This window comes from Sorangium sp. So ce1153, assembly GCF_051521595.1.
Classification (GTDB): Bacteria; Myxococcota_A; Polyangia; order Polyangiales; family Polyangiaceae; genus Sorangium.
In genome coordinates, this window is the sequence record NZ_CP150361.1 from 12,791,911 (window position 1) to 12,811,797 (window position 19,887).

The following is a 19,887-nucleotide window of genomic DNA, read 5'->3' on the forward strand; positions in this document are numbered from 1 at the left end:
TCAGGTCCGGTCAGGCGCGGAGGACGGTGACCCGCCGGCCTGACGGCGTGAGCGCCTCCTCGAAGCGCGTGCAGGACTCGGGGTCTGCGGCGGGGCGGCGGTCGAAGATCACGGCGACGCCGGTGGGGAGCGAAAGCCCGTCGAGGTAGGCGTCGAGCTGGGCGAGCGCCTTGGGCAGCGGGTCTTTTTCGCCGGCGCGCCACACCTTGAGCTCGATCGCCTCCCGCTGCCAGGCGCGCTTGCCGTCCTCTCCGGTGTGGGGCCAGCGCACGAGCAGATCGATGCGCCCGCGGCCGACGCCGTACTCCCGGTCCACGTGGCCGCCGCCGTTCACCACGCGCTGCAGGTACGCCATGAGCACGAGCTGCGGCGCCACCTCGTTGTAGGGCATGCGGCCGGCGAGCACGGCGCCGTGCTCGCGCCAGAACGCGGCGAACTCGCGCAGCAGGCGCTCGATATCGAAGCGCCCGTCGGCCCGGACGAACGCGCGCGGCTCGACGGCGATCGCGTCCTCTGCGGGGCTCGCGAGGACGCGGACGATCACCTCGCGGTAGATCGGGTTGGCGATCCGGAGCGGCCTGTCCGGCGCGACGAGGCCGAGGTCGCGCACGTAGGCCGCGTCGTCATCGTACGTGTCGCCGCCCGCGAAGCCCCCCTCGAGGAGCGGCTCGAGGACGCGGCGCACGCGCGGCTCCAGGAGGCGCGCCACCAGCGAGTCGAGGTGGGTCGCGCGCGCCAGGATGAGGCGCTCCTTCGCTTCCTCGACGTGCGCCGTCGTGATCGCCTCCGCGGGAGGCACCTGCATCTTCTCGACGATCTCGCGGCCGACCGCGTTGACGAGCCACGGCTGGCCGCCGGTGAGCTCCACGGCGCGGGCGATCGCCCCGTCGGTGAACTGCTGGCCGGTGTCCGCGGCGTGCTGCCCGTAGAGCGCGCGCACCTCATCCTGCGTGAAGTCGCCCAGGCGGATGGACTCGACCTTGACGTTGAACGGGCTGCTGGTCCCGAGCCGAGACGGGTCGCCGCCGCTCTGCGCCTTGTAGTCCCGCACGTCCCGCAGGCCGCAGAGGATGACCGACGCGGGGAAGTGATCGGGCCGCTCGGGAAAGCCCGCCCTCAGCTGGCGCAGCACGCTGAGGAGGCCCTGGCCCCGGAGCGCGTCGATCTCGTCGAAGAACAGCGCGAGCGGGCGCGGACACGCCTCGGCCCACGCGCCAAGCGCCGCCACGAGCAAGCCCGTGTCCGAGGCCGGCGGGAACGGCGGCGGGCGGAGCTCGGCGGGCAGCGCCTGCTCGGCGCGCTTGCGGATCGCGTCGAGGAGGGCGCGCTGCGCGGCCGCGTAATCGTCGCCGGCCGTCTCGCCCGTCTCACACGAGAAGTGGAGCGCCGCGTGGCGGCCGGACGAGGTGAGCTCCTCGGCGAGCGCGCGCAGCGTCGTGGTCTTGCCGGTCTGACGGGGCGCGTGCAGGGCGAAGTAGCTCGCCTGGTCCACGAGCGACGGCGCCTTCGGCAGGCGCTGAGCCGCAGGGATCATGTAGTGCAGGTCCGGGCGGCAGGGGCCGGCCGTATTGAAGCGGCGGCTCATGCGGCGAGCCTGGAGGTCGCCGCGCCGGAGGGCAAGAGGCTCGCCGGGAATTCGGGTGGGCGCTCCAGCCTGCGGCTGGCGGACTCTGCCGCGCGGCACGCGTGCGAGACGGACTACTCGGCAGGCTACGGTGAGATCGGCGGCGGGACCAGCGGCAGCGGGACAAGCACCGGCGGTGGCACCAGCGGCGGGACGTGCAGCGATACGACGCCCAGCAGCCAGTATACCTGTGCTCAACAGGCAAGCTGGGGCAAGTGCAACGAATCCTGGATGCAAGGGTTCTGCAACAGGACCTGCGGCCGCTGCTAGCGGTCAGGCCCGCCCGCGAGAAGTCCGGTCAGGGATGGGGGCGTCTGCCGCGCGGAGCTAACCGTCGCTCAGCGTTGCTCCGTCGCCGATCGGCTGTGCGCCATCGCCGTTCTGTGGCGGCTGGGTCTCGGCGGCCTTTTTCTTGGTCTTGCGGTTGAACAGCCGCCGCGTCGAGATCGGCACGAGCCGCGGGATCGTCGGGTCGATGCCGTGGGCTCCCTCGAAGGCGCGCAGGATCTGCCCCATGATCAGGATGTTGATCCCGTCGGCGCGATCGAGCGCACCCTGGGTCACCGTCCCATCGGCGGGGCGGTTCGTCGCGTTGGCTGCGGCGCTGCGGACGTCCTTGGCCGCGGCCACGAGCTCCCTCGCATACGCGTCGTCGAGATTCGCGAGACCGAGCCTGACCGTGAGCGCCTCGTCGTCGCTCCCGAGCCATTCACGCAAGAGCTTCGCCGTCTGATCGAGCCCGCGCGATAGGGTCTCGCTCGTGGTCGCGGTCCCGAACGCGGCGTCGACCTGCGCCCGCAGCCCCTCGTCGCGTCCCGCCGCATCGCGGAGCGCGTCATAGGCCTGATCGCGGAGCTCGATCGCCCTCGACTGCGCCGCCTCGGTCGCCTTGTCGTGCGCTGCCCTGGCGACGCCCGCGGAAGCGCTCTTGGCAGCGAGCTGGCGATCGAGCTTCTCCAGAGCGAGCGCCTGCTGGACGGCGACCGCGAGCAGCGGCTTCGAGAACCCGCGGAGCCTCTTTCGCTGCTCGTCCGTCGCCTCTTGATAGAAATCCCAGGCCTTGCGGTAGATCCGCGCAGCATCGGTGACGATCCGACTGGAGAGGATCGTCTTGCCGACGCTCACGAGGTCCGCGTCGGTCGTGCCGGCGAGGATCGCCTGGAGCGACGACCTGGCAGGCTCGCCGACCTTGGCGGCGAGAAGCTCGAGTGCGTGGGTCGCGTCCTGGTCCTCATCCAGCGTTGCATGGTGCTCTTCCTTCGAGGATGTCTTCGAGGATGTCTTTTTAGTGGCCATCGGGCGATGGCACCGCCGCCGGCCTGGAGTGTCCAGCGAAAAGAGGAGCCCTACCCAGTCGGTTTCGTGCCCAATCGTGAGCTCGAGCGTTGGGGCTCAGTCGGTTTCGTGCCCGGTCGTGAGCTCGAGCGTTGGGGCTCAGTCGGTTTCGTGCCCGGTCGTGAGCTCGAGCGTTGGGCGCAGCGCTGCTCTGGTGGCCTGTGGATCGCTGCGGCCGTGCCAGCCCGCTCCACGGCGGCGCGCCGCTCGGTCTCGTGCGTCCGGCACCTCCCCGGCGCCGTGCCGGCGGTTGTCCCAGCTGATTCCGGTCGCGGGAGACCCGCGAGCCTTCGTTCTTTTTCGCAGCTCTCGATGAGAATTTCAGGCACCTGCGCACAATGATTGGCACCCGGTTCCAGGGCCCTACCTCGCTGGTCGGCCGTCGCTTCGCCGTGGTATGACAACGCAGCCGCGATGGACGGGCTACCGCGGCGGTGGGGTCCCCCTCGCTCGCACCGAGGTGAACCGTGGGTGCTTCTACTCTGCTCGCCCTTCCATCGCGTGCTGCGGCCTTGGCCGTCATTCTTGCCTCCACCTTCCCCCTGCAGGCCGCGGCTGCGGCGCCTCCTCCGCGGGACCGCGAGGTCCAGGAGCTCATCGAACAGGCGGAGAAGGCCGCCAAGCGGCTCGAGATCGCTCGCGCCCGCGAGCTCTGGGCGCGGATCTACGCGCTCAAGCCCATGACCATGGCCTTGTGCCAGCTTGGCGTGTTCGATCTGCGCCTCGACCGCCTCGAGGAGGCCGCGGCCGAGCTTTCCAAGTGCGTCGAGCAGATGCCCGCGCCGACCAACGACATCGAGCGCCGCCGTTACGAGGTCAGGCGCGCCGATCTCGCGGCGGTTCGGCAGCGCGTGGCCGAGCTCCACGTGAGCTCCCCGCCGGGCACGACGCGGCTCGTCGTGGATGATCGCGAGGTGAGCACGGGCGGCCCCGTCTTCGTCGCCCCTGGACAGCACGAGGTCACGGCGGCGGGCAAGCAGGGTGAGGTAGCCCGTGCGCTCGTGAGGGTGCGGGCGGGGGAGTCGCGGCGCGTCGCCCTTGCCTTCGAGGTCCCGAAGGCTGCCGCCGCCAGCACCCAGGCCCGGGCGCGCAAGCCGTGGATCATCGGCACCGGCGCGGCCGCCTCGGCGGCCCTGCTCGGCGCCGGCGTCGGCCTTCACCTCGCCGGCGACGCCGCGGAGGCCGAAACGGCCGCCAAGGTGTCGCGCCTCTCGGACGGCTCGATGCTCCCGAGCAGCGCGCAGTTCCGCAAGACGTACGACGATGCGAACGCGGCGAACACGCGAGCGAGCCTGTTCCATGGCTTCGGCTCGGCTGCGCTCGTCGCCGGCGCAACGCTCGGCGCCGCAACGATTGTGTACGTCGTCTGGCCGCGGAAGGCCGAGATCCGCCCGCGAGGCGCCGGCGCGGAGGTCAAGCTCGTATGGTAGCCGTCGGCGACATCTGGGAAGGCCACGAGCTCCTCAACGAGGAGCTCGGCATGGTCCGTCACTTCCTCGCGCGGCAGGTAGGTGACGCGAGCGATCTGGTCTGGTTGCACATCCGTGAGGGCTCGCGCCTCGATGAGGGAGTCTTCGCGGAAGAGATCGCGCGCCTGCAGCGCCTCGCCGTCGAGGTCCCGGAGGTCGTCACTGTGCTCTACGGGGGGGTGAGCGGCTCCGTGGCATGGGCAGCGTCGCCCGTGCTCGGCGACGCGGTCCCGCTCATCGACGCCACGCGCGGAAGCGATCTCGGGCCGACGGATCTCCAGGTGCTGATCGACGTCGGGCGCTGCCTCCTGCGCGCGCATGAGCTCTCTTTCATCCACGGCGCCCTCGGTCCGGACCGGGTCGTCGTCGTGGGCGACGGCCGATACGCGATCACGCACTTCGGCTTTGTTCGTCTCTTTCAGCTCGGTGCGGAAGAAGCTCGTCGAGATCCGTACGGGCATGCACCGCCGGAGCTCCTCACCGGTGGATGGCTGGACTCTCGCGCGGATGTCTACGGCTTCGGCACGATCACGTACGAGCTCATGTGCAAGCGCGCCCTCTCGCCGTGGCTCCCGCCCCCGAGCTTTCCCAGCGGGATCCCTCCGCTGCTCCAGCTGATGATGCGAAGGGCCCTTGAGGAGAACCCCGAGCGGCGGCAGCCGAGCATCGGAGATATGCTCTCTGTCCTGACTCCCTTTGCCCGCGCGTGGGAAGAGCTTGGCGGACCGCCGGAGCTTCCCCATGCGAACATCTTTGCGGAGCCGGCCGGCGCTCGGCACACGCCGGACGAGCAGGCGCCGCGCCCTCCCGAGACGCCCGATACGCTCAAGAGCGCGGTGCCGCCGCGGGACGCGCGGGACCACGCCCCCCACGCGCCTCCCGTCGCGCCGTGGTCGCCTCCAGTGCCGGATCTACCGGACCTCGAGCCGATGGTGCCCGTAGCGCCGGCGCCTTCGACCCCGCCGCGTTCTCCGATGCTGCCCGCCGCGACGCCGGCGCCCTCGGCCTTGCCCACTCCACGCCCGAGCGACCCAGGGCGACGCTCCCCCGCGCGCTGGTTGGGCGCGGGGCTCGCGCTGGCGTTGGTGCTGGGCAGCGCGGTCGCGGTCCTGTGGCGCGAGCAGCCTCGTCGCGCCGCGCCGCGCCTTGAGCCCCTGGGGCCAGTGGTCCAGGCCGCCGCGGTTCGAGCCACCCCGCCTTCCGCTCGACCGCTCGAGCGATGCCCAGAGCCGCTCCCGGGGGCCGCCCCGCCGCCCGTCGCGGCGCGGCCGCGTACGAAGCGGCCCGCCGCTCCCACATGGCAGACCCTGAAGACGCCGGCGCAGGAGCCCGATCCCTGTGACGGTCTGCTGCCTTGCCAGAAGGTCTTTTACTGAGCAGCGGGAGGGCTTCTCATGCGGTCAATACCTTGGTTTGCTCTCAGCATGGCTGCGCTGCTCGGTTGCGGGGCGGACCTCGAGATCCCCAGGCCCCGGACGGACGATCATCCGGTCTTGTTGTGGGTGAGCAAAACGCCGGATTTTCCTATCTGTCCGGACGGTCGACTTGATTACTGGGATGGCTGGGCCGACGTGCGCACGGATCCTCAGTACCAGAACGAATGCGGGACATGCGCTTGCAGCCCTGCCGCGTGCGCGCTGCCGGCCAGGGTGATAGCGCACGAGGTGCCTCTCTGCGCCGACGAAGGGATCAAGGTCAAGTTCGCCGGGGCAGCCGACCCGCCGGGACACTGCATCGAGACTTCGCCCCTTGTCCCGGGCGACGCGTTCGCCTCGGTCACCATCAGGCCGCCGACGATGGCTCTTGCGTGCAGGCCCTCGGATCAGTTCGCTCCGCCACCTCTCAGCGGAACCTTTGCACGAGCTTGCCCGTGGATCGGTGAGTATGACGCAGACTTCGAGGGGCTGGTCTGTATCGCCCCCGAACACGACGGCTCGTGTCGGCCAGGCTTCTCCGCGCGCTTCGAGTTTCGGGAGAAGATCCGAGACGCCCGTACCTGCACTCCATGTGAATGTGCAAAACCAACCGGCGGGAGCTGCGTGGCGGATGTGTTGCTCTTCAGCGACACGAGTTGCTCCGACATGCTGATCTCGATCAACGGCATCGGCACAGAAGAGGAACTCTGCTATGGCGCACCTGCCGATTCGCCTCTGGCAGGGGTGCGCGTGGTGTTCGCACGGGACGAGCCGGGCACGTGTTCGCCGAAAGCCACCGTCTCCATGGTCGACGGCACGATCGAGAGCGGCGAGACCCGAACGTTCTGCTGCTCCAGCGCGGAGGTGGTGGAGGTGATTTATGGCAACGCTGACAATTGACCAAGGCAGGTGGGTAGCAGCCGCACTGCGCTCTGTTGCGCTCTTCACACTGGCCACCTATGTCCTAATCGGCTGCTCTTCGCCGGTGCCCGATACCCTGCCGGATCCCGAACCGAGCCAGCTCATCCTGCTCTACAGCGGCCGATACGAGAACGCTGAACCATGCGATCCGCTCAACGATGTCAACGTTTTATGGGAAGGGTGGGTAGGGACGCCTGGGTCAGTCGAGTGCGAGCCTTGCGAGTGCAAACCGGCTCAATGTCTGCTCTCGGACAGGGTGCTCCTACACTCCTCTTCTCGCTGCTCCAGTAGCGACCTCGTCGCTACGATCGATGCGGGCAGCGATTGGAATGGCACATGCATGGGTCTTAGTCATCCCATTCCCAGTGACTCCTACGATTTTGTGACGATCGAGCCGCCACTTGTCACTGACTGTCAACCTGTATCCCCGGTGCCTCCGTTGCGCCGAACGAACATGACCTTCATCCGGGCGTGTGGTCCAGACATGGACGTCGTGTCCACGAGGTTCCTCCATTGTTACTCGCCGCAGCCGAGCGGGGAGTGCTGGGACTCCTACCGGATTCGGCGGGAGTTCTCCCTCTACAACGACACGCGCACGTGCAGCCCGTGCTCCTGTGGCGCGCCGACCAGCGACAAGTGCCGCGTGCAGACCACGCTGTATCATCAGGCAGACTGCTCCGAGGAGCTCGGCTCGGTTCTTATCTCCGGGCTGGAGCAGCCGCTCTGCACGGACACGATCGAAGGGCAGATCGGCGCGCTGCGGTCCATCTTCGTGAAGGACGAGCCGACCTGCGCCCCTTCGACCGATTCCAAGGTGGTGAGCGGCGAGTTGGAGCCCGGTGACACGCACGTGCTCTGCTGCAACCGTTGAAGGACGACCTTGGCCCCATCCTGCCGGACGCCGGACCTTCACCCCGGGAAGGCGTCCGCGCTCACGCACGAGGTCCTCGTCGATCGCGTCAGGCCCGAGCGCTCGCCAGGTGGACGGCGGCCGCACGGCGCTCGCCAACGTACGCATCGACCTCCCCGACCGTGGTGCCTCAACCCAGAATCCTTTCGAGCCCATCCTTAAGAGCCGTTCGACTCTCGGGCGCGAAATCGACCACAAACCCGTCCTCAACGCCAGGTGTCTCTGCAGCGGGCGCGCTCCCGGGCGGAGCGACGCTGACCGAAACGGCCAAGTTGTCGGCAGCCTGATCCGTCACGCGCGCGGGCGATGCAAGTCGCCCGAACGCGAGCCGGTGGGGTGAGCCGGCCGGCGTCGGGTGAGCTCACTCAAGCTCGTTCTCTATCGCCCGCACCAGTTCCTCAGGATCACTCATCGCTGCGATGGCCTCATAGATGGCCTCGTGAAGTTGTTCGGGATCATGGAATAGGGCGAACACGACCGCCCATATCGCACGAGCCTTCGAGAATAGCGTCAGACTTTCGGGCTTTTTCGACTCGTCTTCTTCCTGATCAAGGCGGAGGTACTCGTCGTCGAGCTGAGTGGCCAGATGTTCGAGTCGCTGCTGAAGAACGGGCGGGGCGGCCCTGCCGTGACGAAGCGCCTCGAGTGCAAGGGCGACCTCCTGACCCGAGAGGTGAGCCGCCGCCGATGCAAGTTCACAAGCGACGACTGCTGCCAGCCGACGCTTCTGCGGGGTTGCCTTACGAAACCGCTCGGACAATGCCGGCGAGAATGAATCGAGTCGGAGATTTGGCTGCATCATGGCATCTTCAGGGGTGTTACGGGTTGCGCTCCGGCACCTTCGATAAGTGCCCGATCGTGAGGGCGAGCCCACCCACGATCTGCCGGATAGCCAGCCCCCCTGGCCTCCGGCGTACCATGGGCCAGCACGCCCGCGGCGTCCAGCAACTCATGAACTACGCCAGCGAAACGAACCAACCCGAGCGACAACCCGCGGTGTGCCCACCGGGAGTTTTTTAGCTCTCTCGCGGCATTCCATTCACTTACGCGAGGTGAGGCATCGGACTACTCTTCGCTTAGTCGAGACAAAAACTCATCGAATCGAGTCCCATAGTGCACCTCTTCGTCCATCCCAATGAATGGAACTCGCACAATCGTTGCCGGCTCAGTCCGACGATCGAACGCAAACGCTTCTCCGCCGCCATCCGAGCCGAACGCAAGCAAGTGTGGTGCAAACTCGTCGAAGTGGTACTGCTCGTTTAGATGAATGATGCTCGCCACGGGCCACAGGACGAGATATCGTCCCTTTCTTCCGATGGGTCCCTCGGCGCCATCGAAACGCTGCATGAACTCGATGTATCCTGCTGGAAGGCTAGCCTTGGATCGCGTTGCAAATTCACGGATTTTCTCGGTCGATGCAGCCGGATTCCGCGCGAGTTGCGCGGTGAGCAAGTCGATGTCGATCATTTATTGCTTCCCCCTTCCAGGTGGACTCGCATACGGTTCCAGAACGTTGTGAGTGGTGCGTGTTCAGCCTGTGTTACCACAATCTTGTTGGATAGGTCTGTAGGATTGCCGCCGAATTTGACTGGAATAATTTCGTGAATTTGAAAACCATTTAATGTGGGGTCGATAGCGTGTAGAGCTTGGTTCGTGGCGTTCGCTGCGCTGCGAGCTGCGGCATAGTCGGCGCCACTCAGCAATCGGAACGGACCGGAGGGGCGCGGCGCGCCAGCAGGATATCCCGTCCAATCGATGATTGAGAAGGACCCTTCCGGGAGCGCCTTCGTTCCCACCCTTGCGGCTTGCACCCCAACCGTCGGCTCCTCGGCGAGTGCTGCTTGTCGGCGAAGTAGCTCCGCTCCGTGACGGCGCCGTTGCCGAACACCTCCTCGCGGAAGCGCCCTGCGTTGTCCACGTCGGTCAACCGCCAGTAGGCGTGGCTCGTTCCGCTGTCGCGCACGGCGACCACATGGCCGTGCGCGTCGTGGTCGTGCCCCACGACGAACGGCGCCGCGCCCGCTGGCACCGGATACGTGACCGTCTCGACGCGACCGAGCTCGTCGTAGCCGAGCCTGGCCTCCAGGGGAGAGCGCTCGCCGTCGATGCGGAGCCAGATCGTGTCGAGCTGGCCGCGGTCGGTGTACCCGTACGCCTTCTCCCCGTCGGGGCTCGTGAGCGTGTGGAGCTTGCCGATGCCATGCGCCGCGGTGTCCCAGGTCCACGTGGTCGTCAGGCGCTCGGCCCCGTCCTGGTCCAGGCGCGAGCGGGGTCACCCGAGCTCGCTGCGCAGCATTGCGCCGATAACCTGTAGCTGAGCGGCTTGCTCGTGGCGAGCCGATTCATTCCCGTAATCTAACCACCGGCAGATGCTGGGGATCGATGAACGCATCATGTCGCGCATAGTGAAGAACTGCTGCGAGCCGCTCCTCAGCCGATGTCGCGCGTCGAAGCTGGGCCTCAAGCCCGACGACGGCGTCCCTGACTTGCTCAAAACTCAAGATGTATTCGAGACCTTCGAACCTCCGAGGACGATGCCGGTCGAACGGAAGAACGGTGACAACGGTGTCCAAGGTAACGCTCGTTCCGGATGGAACATAGACGTCTTCATCGGGCTCATACTTTTGCCAGTTCTGGAGAACTTCTTTTAGTAGAAATGTCCCCATTCACTCATCCCTCCCTGTCCGTTTGGATGCAGTAGATGCTGCCAGGACGAACCGGACGCGTGCTGCTCGATTGGAACCAACTGAAGTACGCCAGGTCTACCGGAAACATGATGCCATGTCCACCCCGCCGGTGATCTTCCAAGAACGCGGCCTGTTGGGCTCAGGATCGTGCTCTCAAACTGTTGACCTAGAGTCTGACGAAGCATTGGTGCGAGCTGCGGCTCAGCCATCGCTCGAAGCAAATTCTCATTGGCTGCCGCGAAGTGCGCAGGGTATCTGCCGGTCCCGGCCTTCGGGATGGTGGTCTCGAACGCCACCGAGTACGCTTTCGGTGTTGCCGTTGCGGCCCCCACCGCGGCCGCCGACTCCTCCGCGAGCGCCCCTAGCCCTCTGCCCGCACCGTACACCGTCGCCGCGCCGAGGAGGATCGTCTTCACCCCCGCCGCGCCCGCAGCCCGGTGGTCGCCCCGGTTGATGGCGAGCGCTGTGTCGGCCCCAGTACGCGCGATCTGGTAGAGCGGGTTGACGGCGTTGAGCGCGCCGAGGAGCCCGCCCTCTTCGTACCCCTCCCAGGCCGCGCTGCCGAACTCGTACCCGCTGTAGATCCCGAGCGTGAGCGCGTTCAGCACCAGCGACCGCGCGACCGCCATCGCCAGTTCGCCCGTCCCCTCCGCGGCGCCCAGCAAGCTCTGGCCAACCACGGTGCCGGCGCCCGTGTGCTCCGGCGCCGTGGTCACCGGCTGCGGCACATACCCGGACGCGCTCCCGGTCGTGCTGACGTCGACCGGCGGCGCCGCCGCGCCGACCTCCGCCGCCTCGCGCGATCCTGCCACCTGATTGGGCATCGACTTGAGGCACTCGAGCCCGCTGCAAGTCAGGGTACGCTGTACCTCGGGATCATTGCGGTAGTCTGCATAATTTTGATCCACCGGAAGCGGGTACTCCTGCTCGAACCCGCTCGGATCCACGAAGCTGAGCGGGCTGTTCAGCACGTAGCTGTACGGATTCCAGCTCTGGCCGAAGGACGGAATCGAAACGATCGGGTCCGTGGTCAAGAACCGCCCGATCCTGGGATCGTAGATCCTGCCCTTCATGTTCACGAGCCCGAGTTCGTCGTCGCTCTCGTGCCCGGTGAACCCTTGCGTCGTCTCGCTGGAGAACGACGCCGGCACGGGCTCTCCCCACACGGGGTTCCTGCGCTGCCCGAACGGGTCGTAGCTCCGCCGTTCGATCACGTCGCCGTCCTCATCGGTGAGCGCATCGACCGAGCCGAGGTGATCGACGTGCACGTAGCGGGTGCCGTCGTCCGGGCCCCCGCGGGTCACGATCGCGACCACGCGCTCCGGCGAGTGGACGTGGTACCGATGCTCCACGGTGCCCGACGCCGCAGCGGTCACCCGCTCGTACAGATCGCCGAAGTAGAGCGTCTCCTTTTCCGGCGTGGTCTTGCGGATCCGCTGCTGGTCGCCGTCGTAGCCGAAGGTGATGGTGCTCGCCCCCTGCGTGATGCGCTCCGGCAGGTCGAACGCCGTATAGCGCACGGTCGTGCCGCCGGGCCGGGCGATCTGATTCCCAACGGCGTCATACGTGAAGCTGCCTGTGCCTGCGCCGGTGACGGCGTGCGGGTGCAGCGGGTCATCGTAGGAGAGCGTTCCGACGTCCGACTTGAAGGTGAGATTACCGTTCGGGTCGTGGTCGTAGCGGAGCGCGCAGGGCGCCGACGCGCGCTCGATGTCGCTGAAATACGCGCACGTCAGCCGCTGGAGGGGGTCATAGCGGAAGCGCTCGGTCGTGTTCTCGGGCTGGAGCGCATCGGTGCGGCGCGTGAGGTTCAGGAGATCGTCGAACCCGTAGTCCAGGTCTTGCACCTCACCCGCGCCGCTCTGCGTCGCCATGTGCCTCAGGCGCTGCTTGTCGGCGAAGTAGCTCCGCTCCGTGACGGCGCCGTTGCCGAACACCTCCTCCCGGAAGCGCCCCGCGTTGTCCACGTCCGTCAAGCGCCAGTAGGCGAGGCTCGTTCCGCGGTCGCGCACGGCGACCACATGGCCGTGCGCGTCGTGGTCGTGCCCCACGACGAACGGCGCCGCGCCCGCTGGCACCGGATACGTGACCGTCTCGACGCGACCGAGCTCGTCGTAGCCGAGCCTGGCCTCCAGGGGAGAGCGCTCGCCGTCGATGCGGAGCGAGATCGTGTCGAGCTGGCTGCGGTCGGTGTACCCGTACGTCTTCTCCCCGTCGGGGCTCGCAAGCGCGTGGAGCTTGCCGATGCCATGCGCCGCGGTGTCCCAGGTCCACGTGGTCGTCAGGCGTTCGGCCCCGTCCTGGTCCAGGCGCGAGCGGGGTCGCCCGAGCGCGTCGTACGCCCACGTGGTCTCTCGCCCGAGCGCATCGGTCGACGACGTCAGCTCACCGAAGCCGTCATGGATCGAGAGTGTCGTGCCTCGATCAGGATCATCAAGCTGCCGGACGCGGCCGAACGCGTCGCGCGTCATGCGCGTCACCGCGCCGCCCGGATCGGTGACCGTGTGCAGCATGCCGAACGGCCCGTAACTGTAGCGGGTGATCCCGCCGGCTGCGTCGGTGATCGACGCGGTTCGCCCCAGCGGATCCTGCTCGGTCACCGTCACGTGCTCGAGCGGGCCTTTGACGCGCGCGATCACGCCATCGTACTCGGTCGCCGTGAGCGCGTTCCACGGCGTCGTATGGCGCACTTCGCGGCCCACGGCGTCGTGCTCGTAGCGGTCGTACAGCCTCTCGCTCGCGGGCGTATCTTCGCTGACCGGCAGCGAGCGCCGCGCGATGTGCTCGCCCAGCGCGTCGTACCCGATCTCCTGCATGATGCGCTTCGCATCGCCCGAGCCCTGCGCCGGTTTCGGCGCGGGTCCGTACCACCACCACCGGATCGGGCGGCCGAGGCCATCGAATTCGACGGTGTCGTCGTCCCCGCCGGTCGTGGTGCTCCGCTGCGTCACCCGCCATGCCTCCTGCTCCGGCGCGCCGCTCTTCGTTCGCGAGAGCGTGACCGTCGTCGTGGTGCCGTCCGGGCGCGTCTCGACGCCGAGGCGCCCGAAGCCGTCGTGCGCCCATGTCGTCACGAGCTGATTCGGATCGACCTGCTTGAGGAGCACGCCGAGCGCGTCGTCGAACTCCACGAGCGTGGTGTGCATCGCCGCGTTCACGTACCTCTCGGGGAAGATGCCCTCCTCGTCGTACGCCGTGCTGGACGCCCGCCGGTGGCCGAAGGCGTCCTCCGCCGTGACGCCGGTGATGTTCCCGAAGTCGTCGCGCGCATAGGTGAGCGTCAGCTTCGTGTCCGGGAGGCCGTCGTCGCTCTCGGTGGACTCGGTCTCCACCTCGCCGTAGATCGTGGTCGTTCGCGTGAGGCTCCGGCACTGCGACATCCCCGCCGCGGCGCTGCACTCCTTCTGCGTCTCGAGCTGCCCGAGGACCCAGCGCTCGGTGTCGTTCTTGAACCTTCGCGTGACCTCGAACGTCAGGTCGACGCCGCCCGTCGAGACCTCCTCGGCGCGCACGTTGCCGAACGTGTCGAAGTCCGTCACCTTCGACACCGAGTCGCGCAGCAGCGTCGCGCCGTCACCGCCGCGCTCGATCTCCCGCACATACGCCTCGATGGCGGGCGTCGCGCCGCTCGGGGGCGGATAGACACCTTGCACTCGTCTCACGTGGCGATCGGTGGGCAGCGCGAAGTACGTCGCGCCGTCGTTCGTCGGTACGAGCGTCCGCGTCACGTCGAGGAACGAGAGCTCGATCTGCTCCGGCCTGGGCTGACTCGGCAGCCCCGGAGCCCAGCGCCACGTCCGCTGGACGTGTCCCGCGAACGGAAAGACCTGGAGCTCCTCGTCAAAGGTGACGTGATCGTAGGCGTCCATCGTCACAGCGCCCGTATCCAGATCGGTGACGATCCGCTCACCGAACCCGAGAAATCCCCGGCCCAGCCGGTGGTAGCGCCCGCTCCGGTAGCTGACCTCGAAGCGCCGCGGTCGGTCCGCGCCGTTGTTGAGGGAGTACGCGCTGACCACCCGCCGAGGCCCCACGACGCAGCGGCGCGGATAGCCGCAGTCGCCCGCCGCGCCGGAACGCGCGAGGTAGAGCGGGCTCCCCCGCGCCGGATCCTCCGCCCTGTCGCCCGTCGCCGCCGACGCGTCGGTCAGATGGCCGTACGAGATGCTCACGTTGGGCACGAAGCCCGGCTCGGTCGGCTCGTGCGCGTTCATGCCGTCGGAGACCGCGACCAGGAGATCCTGATCCGCCGAGCGGTTCTGGAAGACGTTGAACACGCCGCCGAGCGACAGGATCACGTCCTGAGCGCCGTCCCCGTTGACGTCTCCGGTGCGCGCCCCGCGTGGATCAGCCAGCGTGACGGCCTCGCCGAGGCTGGCCTCGAACGGGACCTGCGGGTCGACGAGCCTGAACGCCGGCCCCGCGCGGTCGCCCGTCGCCAGCAGGATCGCCCACGATGGCAGCGCGTCGGAGCCGCCCAGCAGCATGCCCGGAGGGACAGGCATCAAGAGATCCTGCCGCCCGTCGCCGTTGAAGTCGAGAGGCACGGCGAGCGGGAAGAACACGTCCTGATCAGGGAAACCCAGAAAATCGCCGAAGCTGATCGCGTCGACGCTCCGGAACGGCGAGGCCACGAAGGTCGGCCCCGTGTTGAGGTAGGTGTAGAGCTGGTGGTCGCCGGAGCCGGATTCGACGGCATCGGGCAGGCCATCGCCGTTCACGTCGAGAAAGACGACGCGGCCCCCGGACCACACGACAGGCAGCTCGGTGTCGATCACCTCCCAGCGGCCGTCGCCCCGGCGCATGATCGCGTCATAGTTCGATCCGGCGACGACTGTTCCGTCACCGAATCGCACCAGAGACGGCACGACGAGATCGATCTTGCTGTCGGCGTTAACGTCGAGCGTGTGGAGCTCCGCATCGCAGCGATAGCCGGTCAGCAGCTCGATCGATTCGCCCGCGGGGTCGAATCCCGCGGGCGTCGCGCCGCGCGCAGGCCTCCAGAGGTGGACGGCCCACGCGGGGGAGACCGGGATCGGCGCCTGTCCCTCGCGATCGTGGTCCTCGCACTGGATCAGATCCGCCGCGCCATCGCCGTCCAGGTCGGCGAGGTGCATCGAGGCGCCGGGGCTGCTCAGGCTCGGCGGTGCGGGCTTGGCCCCGAGCGGGAACGGCCGGCGGATGCCCGTGTCGTGAAGCGCGAAGGTCCAGTCAGGCCGGGACAGGAGCACATGCCACGTGGTCTTGGCGTCGTAGACGTCGTGGAGCAGGACGTCCATGCGCCCATCGTCGTCGTAGTCGAGGACGGTCCCGAGCTCGGGCTGAAGAAGGACCGGATCGGAGGGTCCAGCCGGATCGGCGACGAACGGCCACTCCTCGATGAAGGCGAGCTCCGCCGGTGCGAGGTACGCCGGTGAGGCGCGCGGCCCGAGGTTTCGCGCCGCCCACCACGCGGTGATCGGATTCGACGGCGTGCTGAGCGCCGCGTCGCTGTCGGGAATCACGAGGTCGTCGCGCCCGTCGCCGTCGACGTCGAACACCATGGGGCTTGCCAGTATGGAGATCGGCTTGTCGACGTCCGTCGCCAGCCGGTCGAATCCGGGCTTCGCGTGGCTGTACTGAAGACGCGTGGGAGGCTTGCAGACCGCATCGCTCGCGCACTCCTCGACCTCGGTCAGGAGCGTCCGGCTCGTGGTCGGGCTGAGCTCGTAGCGGAATCCGTAGCTCCGGACCAGCGCATCGCCTGGGCCCAGCATCTGGATCTCCTCGAGGCGAAGCGAGCGCTGGAGCGCCATGCCGCCCGAGTAGCCGGTACGAATGGCAGCCGCATCCTTGGTGCCGTACACGAAGCGTACCGCCCGGGAAGGCTCGAGCGACGGCGCGCCCTCGAAGCTCGTGTACCGGATCTCATCCACGGCGTACTCGGCGGCATGGCCGTCCTCCGCCTCGGCGAGGCAGTACGCGTACGTCATGGCGTTGCCGCGGCCGTCACGGGTCTCGTTCGCGAGCCACGCGCGCGGGACGCCGCCCCGCGCGAGCGGCTTGCTGCCCTCGGTGCGCCCGTACTCGACGACGCGGCCGGTTGGCAGGTACGCCTCGAAGAAGAGCGCCTCGGCGGGCGCACCGCCTTCCGGAGGGTAGTGTCCGATCACCTTGACGAAGGTATCCGGGAACGTCCGGTACTCGATGGTTGCAGACCCCTGTCCCACGGGGACGAGGCGCTGGCCGTCGAGGCAGAGCTTGTCATCGCCGTCGTACCTCACGCCGCGGATCTCCCCGTCTTGCGCGAGGCTGCTCGGACATCGTGTGATCGCGGACATCCCGGCGATGGAGAAGCCAGCGCCGAGGACGCCATCACCGCCGTCGCTGCGATAGACGAGCTGAATCCGAGGACCGACGCCCGCCCGCGCGGGCAGCGAGGCCAGGTCCATAGTGTACACGGCCTCCCCGGTGCTCGTGATCGAGAACGTCCCCGGGATGGTACCAGCGGAGGCGGTCTCGACCTCCGGCGCGGGGCGCTCCACGGCAGGGCTGTGTGCCCTCTGGGTCCGGCAGAGGACGAGGCCATGAGGTGGCTCCAGGGGCGGGTCGAGAATGCACTGGCATCCCCCCTGCGCGAGCACGCAAACGAGAAACATCCAGAACGGGATCATCGCCCGGAGAACGCGTCGAAGAACGTGCGCCATCGCAGCCTCCCTCGCACCGAGGAGGCCATGGCGCGGAGGCCCGGGTCAAGCGCTGATCTGAAGTCAGTACCCCTTCCCTATGCCGAGCTCAAGGCATTCATCGGGGTGGCTGTACGCGGCTGGCGTCAGCGCGGTAACACGTCTACTGCTGTCACCCAGCCCTTGCCGAGACAGGACAACAACAGCGCGTCAAATCGAGACAGGGTGAGCGCGCGTCCGTCCACCCAAGGAAAGTATCCTGCTTGATAAATGCCCAGCTCTACGAGGTCCTTCCGTGCTCGACCGGCGCCCACAGCGTCGGCGGACAGAACCGGATTCCGACCGGACACCTTTCGCCAGCAACGCGCCATGTGCTGGACGTGCGTCAGGGATTGAGCGCGCGCGTCGGCCGGCGTCGCACGGACGAACCCAGGGCTAAATTCATCCTTCGGCGCATCTCCTACGACAACGACCACGAGACTTGGCTTGTGTTTCCCCGCGGCCGCCCCTTGTCTCCCCGCGGCCGCCCCCTGTCTCCCCGCGGCCGCCCCTTGTCTCCCCGCGGCCGCCCCCTGTCTCCCCGCGGCCGCCCCTTGTCTCCCCGCGGCCGCCCCTTGTCTCCCCGCGGCCGCCCCCTGTCTCCCCGCGCCCGCCCCTTGTCTCCCCGCGCCCGCCCCTTGTCTCCCCGCGCCCGCCCCTTGTCTCCCCGTGCCCACCCCTTGTCTCCCCGCGCCCGCCCCTTGTCTCCCCACGGCCGCCCGTCGTCTCAGTACCGGAAGCGGCTGTCGACGCCGCCCCTGACCCGGGCCGCAAGCGCTTGCCGCCGCCTGGGAAATGAGGCGCATCCTCTGCGGTACCCTGTGACCGCGCACATCCAGCACCGCGCCGTCGACGCCGGCCGCCTCGATGCTCGGGCAAAGCCGATCACCGCCGCGTCGCGCGCCCTCCAGCCCGCTGTACCGTGCCGCGCGCGTGTGAGAGGATCGCTCTCGCCCATGAAGAGGATCAAGCTCAAGCTCCACAGCGACGAGTACCACCTCAGCGCCGTCGGCTACCTGTTCGAGGACCCCGCCCCCGACGCGGATCCGGCTGGGGTGAGGCCGTTCTCGATCCGCAACACGGTCTTCCCCGAGTTCGATCTGGAGCCCGGGAACTACGTATTCCGCTTCAGGGTCCGGAACGGCAGCGGCAAGTTCCAGATCTTCGCCTTCGACCCCAAGACGAACCAGAGCATCCGCGCGGAATACGACACGTCGAGCGGCGCCGAGTGCCTCACGTTCAAGTTCACGGTGGCTCCATGAGGACATCCCTGCTGCTCCGGCCCACCGCAGCGCTGCTGTCGCTCTCGCTGACGGCCGCGGCGGCCGCGCTCTCGCTCGCGGCGCCCGCGCTCGCCCAGGGCGTGGCGCCGCCTTCCGATCCCGCGCCGCCGGGCGCTCCGCCTGCCGCGCCCGGCGCCGCCCGGCGCGCGCCCGCCGCTCCCGCAGCCTCCGTCCCGCCCGCCGCCACGGCGCCGGCCTCCCCCGCGGCGCCCTTCACGCCCGCCACGGCGCCGGCCTCGCCCGCGGCGCCCGTCCCGCCTGGCGTCGCCCCGAGCGCGCCTCCGGCCCCGGCGCCGGACACCGGCGCCGCCGCGGCGCCCGCGCAGCCGGGCCGCGCCATCGCGCCGGTCGCGTCGGGCGCCCCGATCGCGCCGGTCGCGTCGGGCGCCCCGATCGCGCCGGTCTCGCCCGCCGCCGGCGCGCCGATCGCGCCGGCCGAAACGGGCCGCGAGCTCGTCTACCTCGTGCCCGCCGAGGTCACGGGCACCTCCGACGGCGCGGCGGTCGCGCGCGTCGGCTTCGGTGTGCTGGCCGGGTTCGGCGAGGTGACGGATCCGACGGCGTGGGACGTGAGCACCGTGCTCCAGGCCGAGGTGGCCACCCAGAGCGGGCTGGCCACGCTGATCGGCCTCTCGAGCGCCGACGAGGTGGCCCAGGCGCCCGTCGGCAGCCTGCGCCTGTCTGCCTCGTTCGCGCGCCTCGACTTCGAGGGCGAGGGCAGCTCGGCCTATCCGCCGCTGATCCTCTATGTCGGCGGCGCGGTCGGCCGCACCAGGTTCAGCTACCTCGGCCCCGGCCCCGAGCGGCGCGACGAGAGCCTGCCGCCGACCTTCGTGCCGCGCGAGCTCACCGCCGTGCCCTGGAGCGTCGGCGCGGCGGCGGTCTACGTCGGCGATGGCGGGAAGAAGCTCGCGCCGACCCTCGAGGGGCAGATCGCGTTCGACTCGCGCTGGACCCCGTCGACGGACACGCTCGATTGGTGCGAGCCCGTGGGCGACGTCGTCCGCGGCGTCGATCCGGTCACCCAGTCGGCGACGTACGCCCCGGTCACGCGCTGCCGGCGCGAGGTGCTCGGCGCGCCGAGGCAGAGCCAGGAGCTCACGTTCGCGGCGCACGCCGGGCTCGTCGACAAGGTGGCGAACGCGACGTTCCGCGCGGCCATCGGCGCGCGGGTCGCGGTCGCGCTCAACGACGAGGCGCCGGCCGACGTCCGCGTCAGCGTGCGCGCCCCGGTCTACGTGACGCTGGCGCGCGCGCCGGAAGGCACGAAGTACCGCGGGCTCATCCGGCTGATGCCGGCGCTCAGCGTGATCCGGAGCTCCACCGGCGAGACGGAGGTCGGAGGCATGCTCGAGATCGGCTTCCTCGGCCAGCGCGCGATGTTCTCCGACAACTACACGGACCTCTGACGGCGGCGCGGCCCGCCGGCCGCTGCCGACGCCGCCCGCCGCTGCCGACGCCGCCCGCCGCTGCCGACGCCGCCCGCCGCTGCCGACGCCGCCCGCCGCTGCCGACGCCGCCCGCCAGGCAGCACAGCGG

General features: G+C 68.9%; 12 protein-coding genes. 6 read left to right on the forward strand and 6 right to left on the reverse strand.

Going from position 1 to position 19,887, the window contains the following annotated elements:
• Positions 1-10: 10 nt before the first annotated feature.
• Positions 11-1,585, reverse strand: a complete 1,575-nt coding sequence (locus WME85_RS46495) for an AAA family ATPase (protein WP_437831045.1) — start codon at positions 1,583-1,585, stop codon at positions 11-13.
• Positions 1,586-1,951: 366 nt separating this feature from the next.
• Entirely contained in the window at positions 1,952-2,920 is a 969-nt protein-coding gene (locus WME85_RS46500; protein WP_437831047.1) for a hypothetical protein, read from the reverse strand.
• 551 nt (positions 2,921-3,471) lie between these two features.
• Here WME85_RS46500 and WME85_RS46505 point away from each other — a divergent pair.
• The 4 genes from WME85_RS46505 (at position 3,472) to WME85_RS46520 (ending at position 7,635) form a co-directional block, all read left to right on the forward strand.
• Entirely contained in the window at positions 3,472-4,389 is a 918-nt protein-coding gene (locus WME85_RS46505; RefSeq protein WP_437831050.1) for a hypothetical protein, read from the forward strand.
• Positions 4,383-5,804, forward strand: a complete 1,422-nt coding sequence (locus WME85_RS46510) for a protein kinase (RefSeq protein WP_437831053.1) — start codon at positions 4,383-4,385, stop codon at positions 5,802-5,804. Before WME85_RS46505 ends, WME85_RS46510 begins: the two co-directional genes overlap by 7 nt.
• 48 nt (positions 5,805-5,852) lie before the next feature.
• Positions 5,853-6,743 (forward strand): hypothetical protein, encoded by an 891-nt coding sequence (locus WME85_RS46515; RefSeq protein ID WP_437831055.1) that lies wholly within the window; start codon positions 5,853-5,855, stop codon positions 6,741-6,743.
• A 514-nt stretch (positions 6,744-7,257) separates the two neighbouring features.
• A complete protein-coding gene (locus tag WME85_RS46520; RefSeq protein ID WP_437831058.1) occupies positions 7,258-7,635 on the forward strand; it encodes a hypothetical protein in 378 nt (125 codons plus the stop codon).
• Positions 7,636-8,035: 400 nt separating this feature from the next.
• On the opposite strand, the gene WME85_RS46525 is transcribed toward WME85_RS46520, so the two are convergent.
• From WME85_RS46525 to WME85_RS46540, 4 genes are all read right to left on the reverse strand, one after another.
• The gene (locus WME85_RS46525; protein ID WP_437831061.1) at positions 8,036-8,476 is read right to left on the reverse strand and encodes a hypothetical protein; all 441 of its coding nucleotides are present in this window, start codon (positions 8,474-8,476) and stop codon (positions 8,036-8,038) included.
• 263 nt (positions 8,477-8,739) lie between these two features.
• Entirely contained in the window at positions 8,740-9,141 is a 402-nt protein-coding gene (locus WME85_RS46530; protein WP_437831063.1) for an SMI1/KNR4 family protein, read from the reverse strand.
• An 875-nt stretch (positions 9,142-10,016) separates the two neighbouring features.
• Positions 10,017-10,340, reverse strand: coding sequence for a DUF7716 domain-containing protein (locus tag WME85_RS46535; RefSeq protein WP_437831065.1), 324 nt, complete (start codon positions 10,338-10,340; stop codon positions 10,017-10,019).
• Complete coding sequence (locus WME85_RS46540) at positions 10,322-16,999, reverse strand: RHS repeat-associated core domain-containing protein (RefSeq protein WP_437831067.1); 6,678 nt, start codon at positions 16,997-16,999, stop codon at positions 10,322-10,324. The genes WME85_RS46535 and WME85_RS46540 overlap by 19 nt, the downstream gene beginning before the upstream one ends.
• Positions 17,000-18,021: 1,022 nt before the next feature.
• Between WME85_RS46540 and WME85_RS46545 the strand changes: the two genes are divergently transcribed.
• A complete protein-coding gene (locus tag WME85_RS46545; protein ID WP_437831069.1) occupies positions 18,022-18,327 on the forward strand; it encodes a hypothetical protein in 306 nt (101 codons plus the stop codon).
• Positions 18,324-19,757, forward strand: coding sequence for a hypothetical protein (locus tag WME85_RS46550; RefSeq protein ID WP_437831072.1), 1,434 nt, complete (start codon positions 18,324-18,326; stop codon positions 19,755-19,757). Before WME85_RS46545 ends, WME85_RS46550 begins: the two co-directional genes overlap by 4 nt.
• Positions 19,758-19,887: the final 130 nt, after the last annotated feature.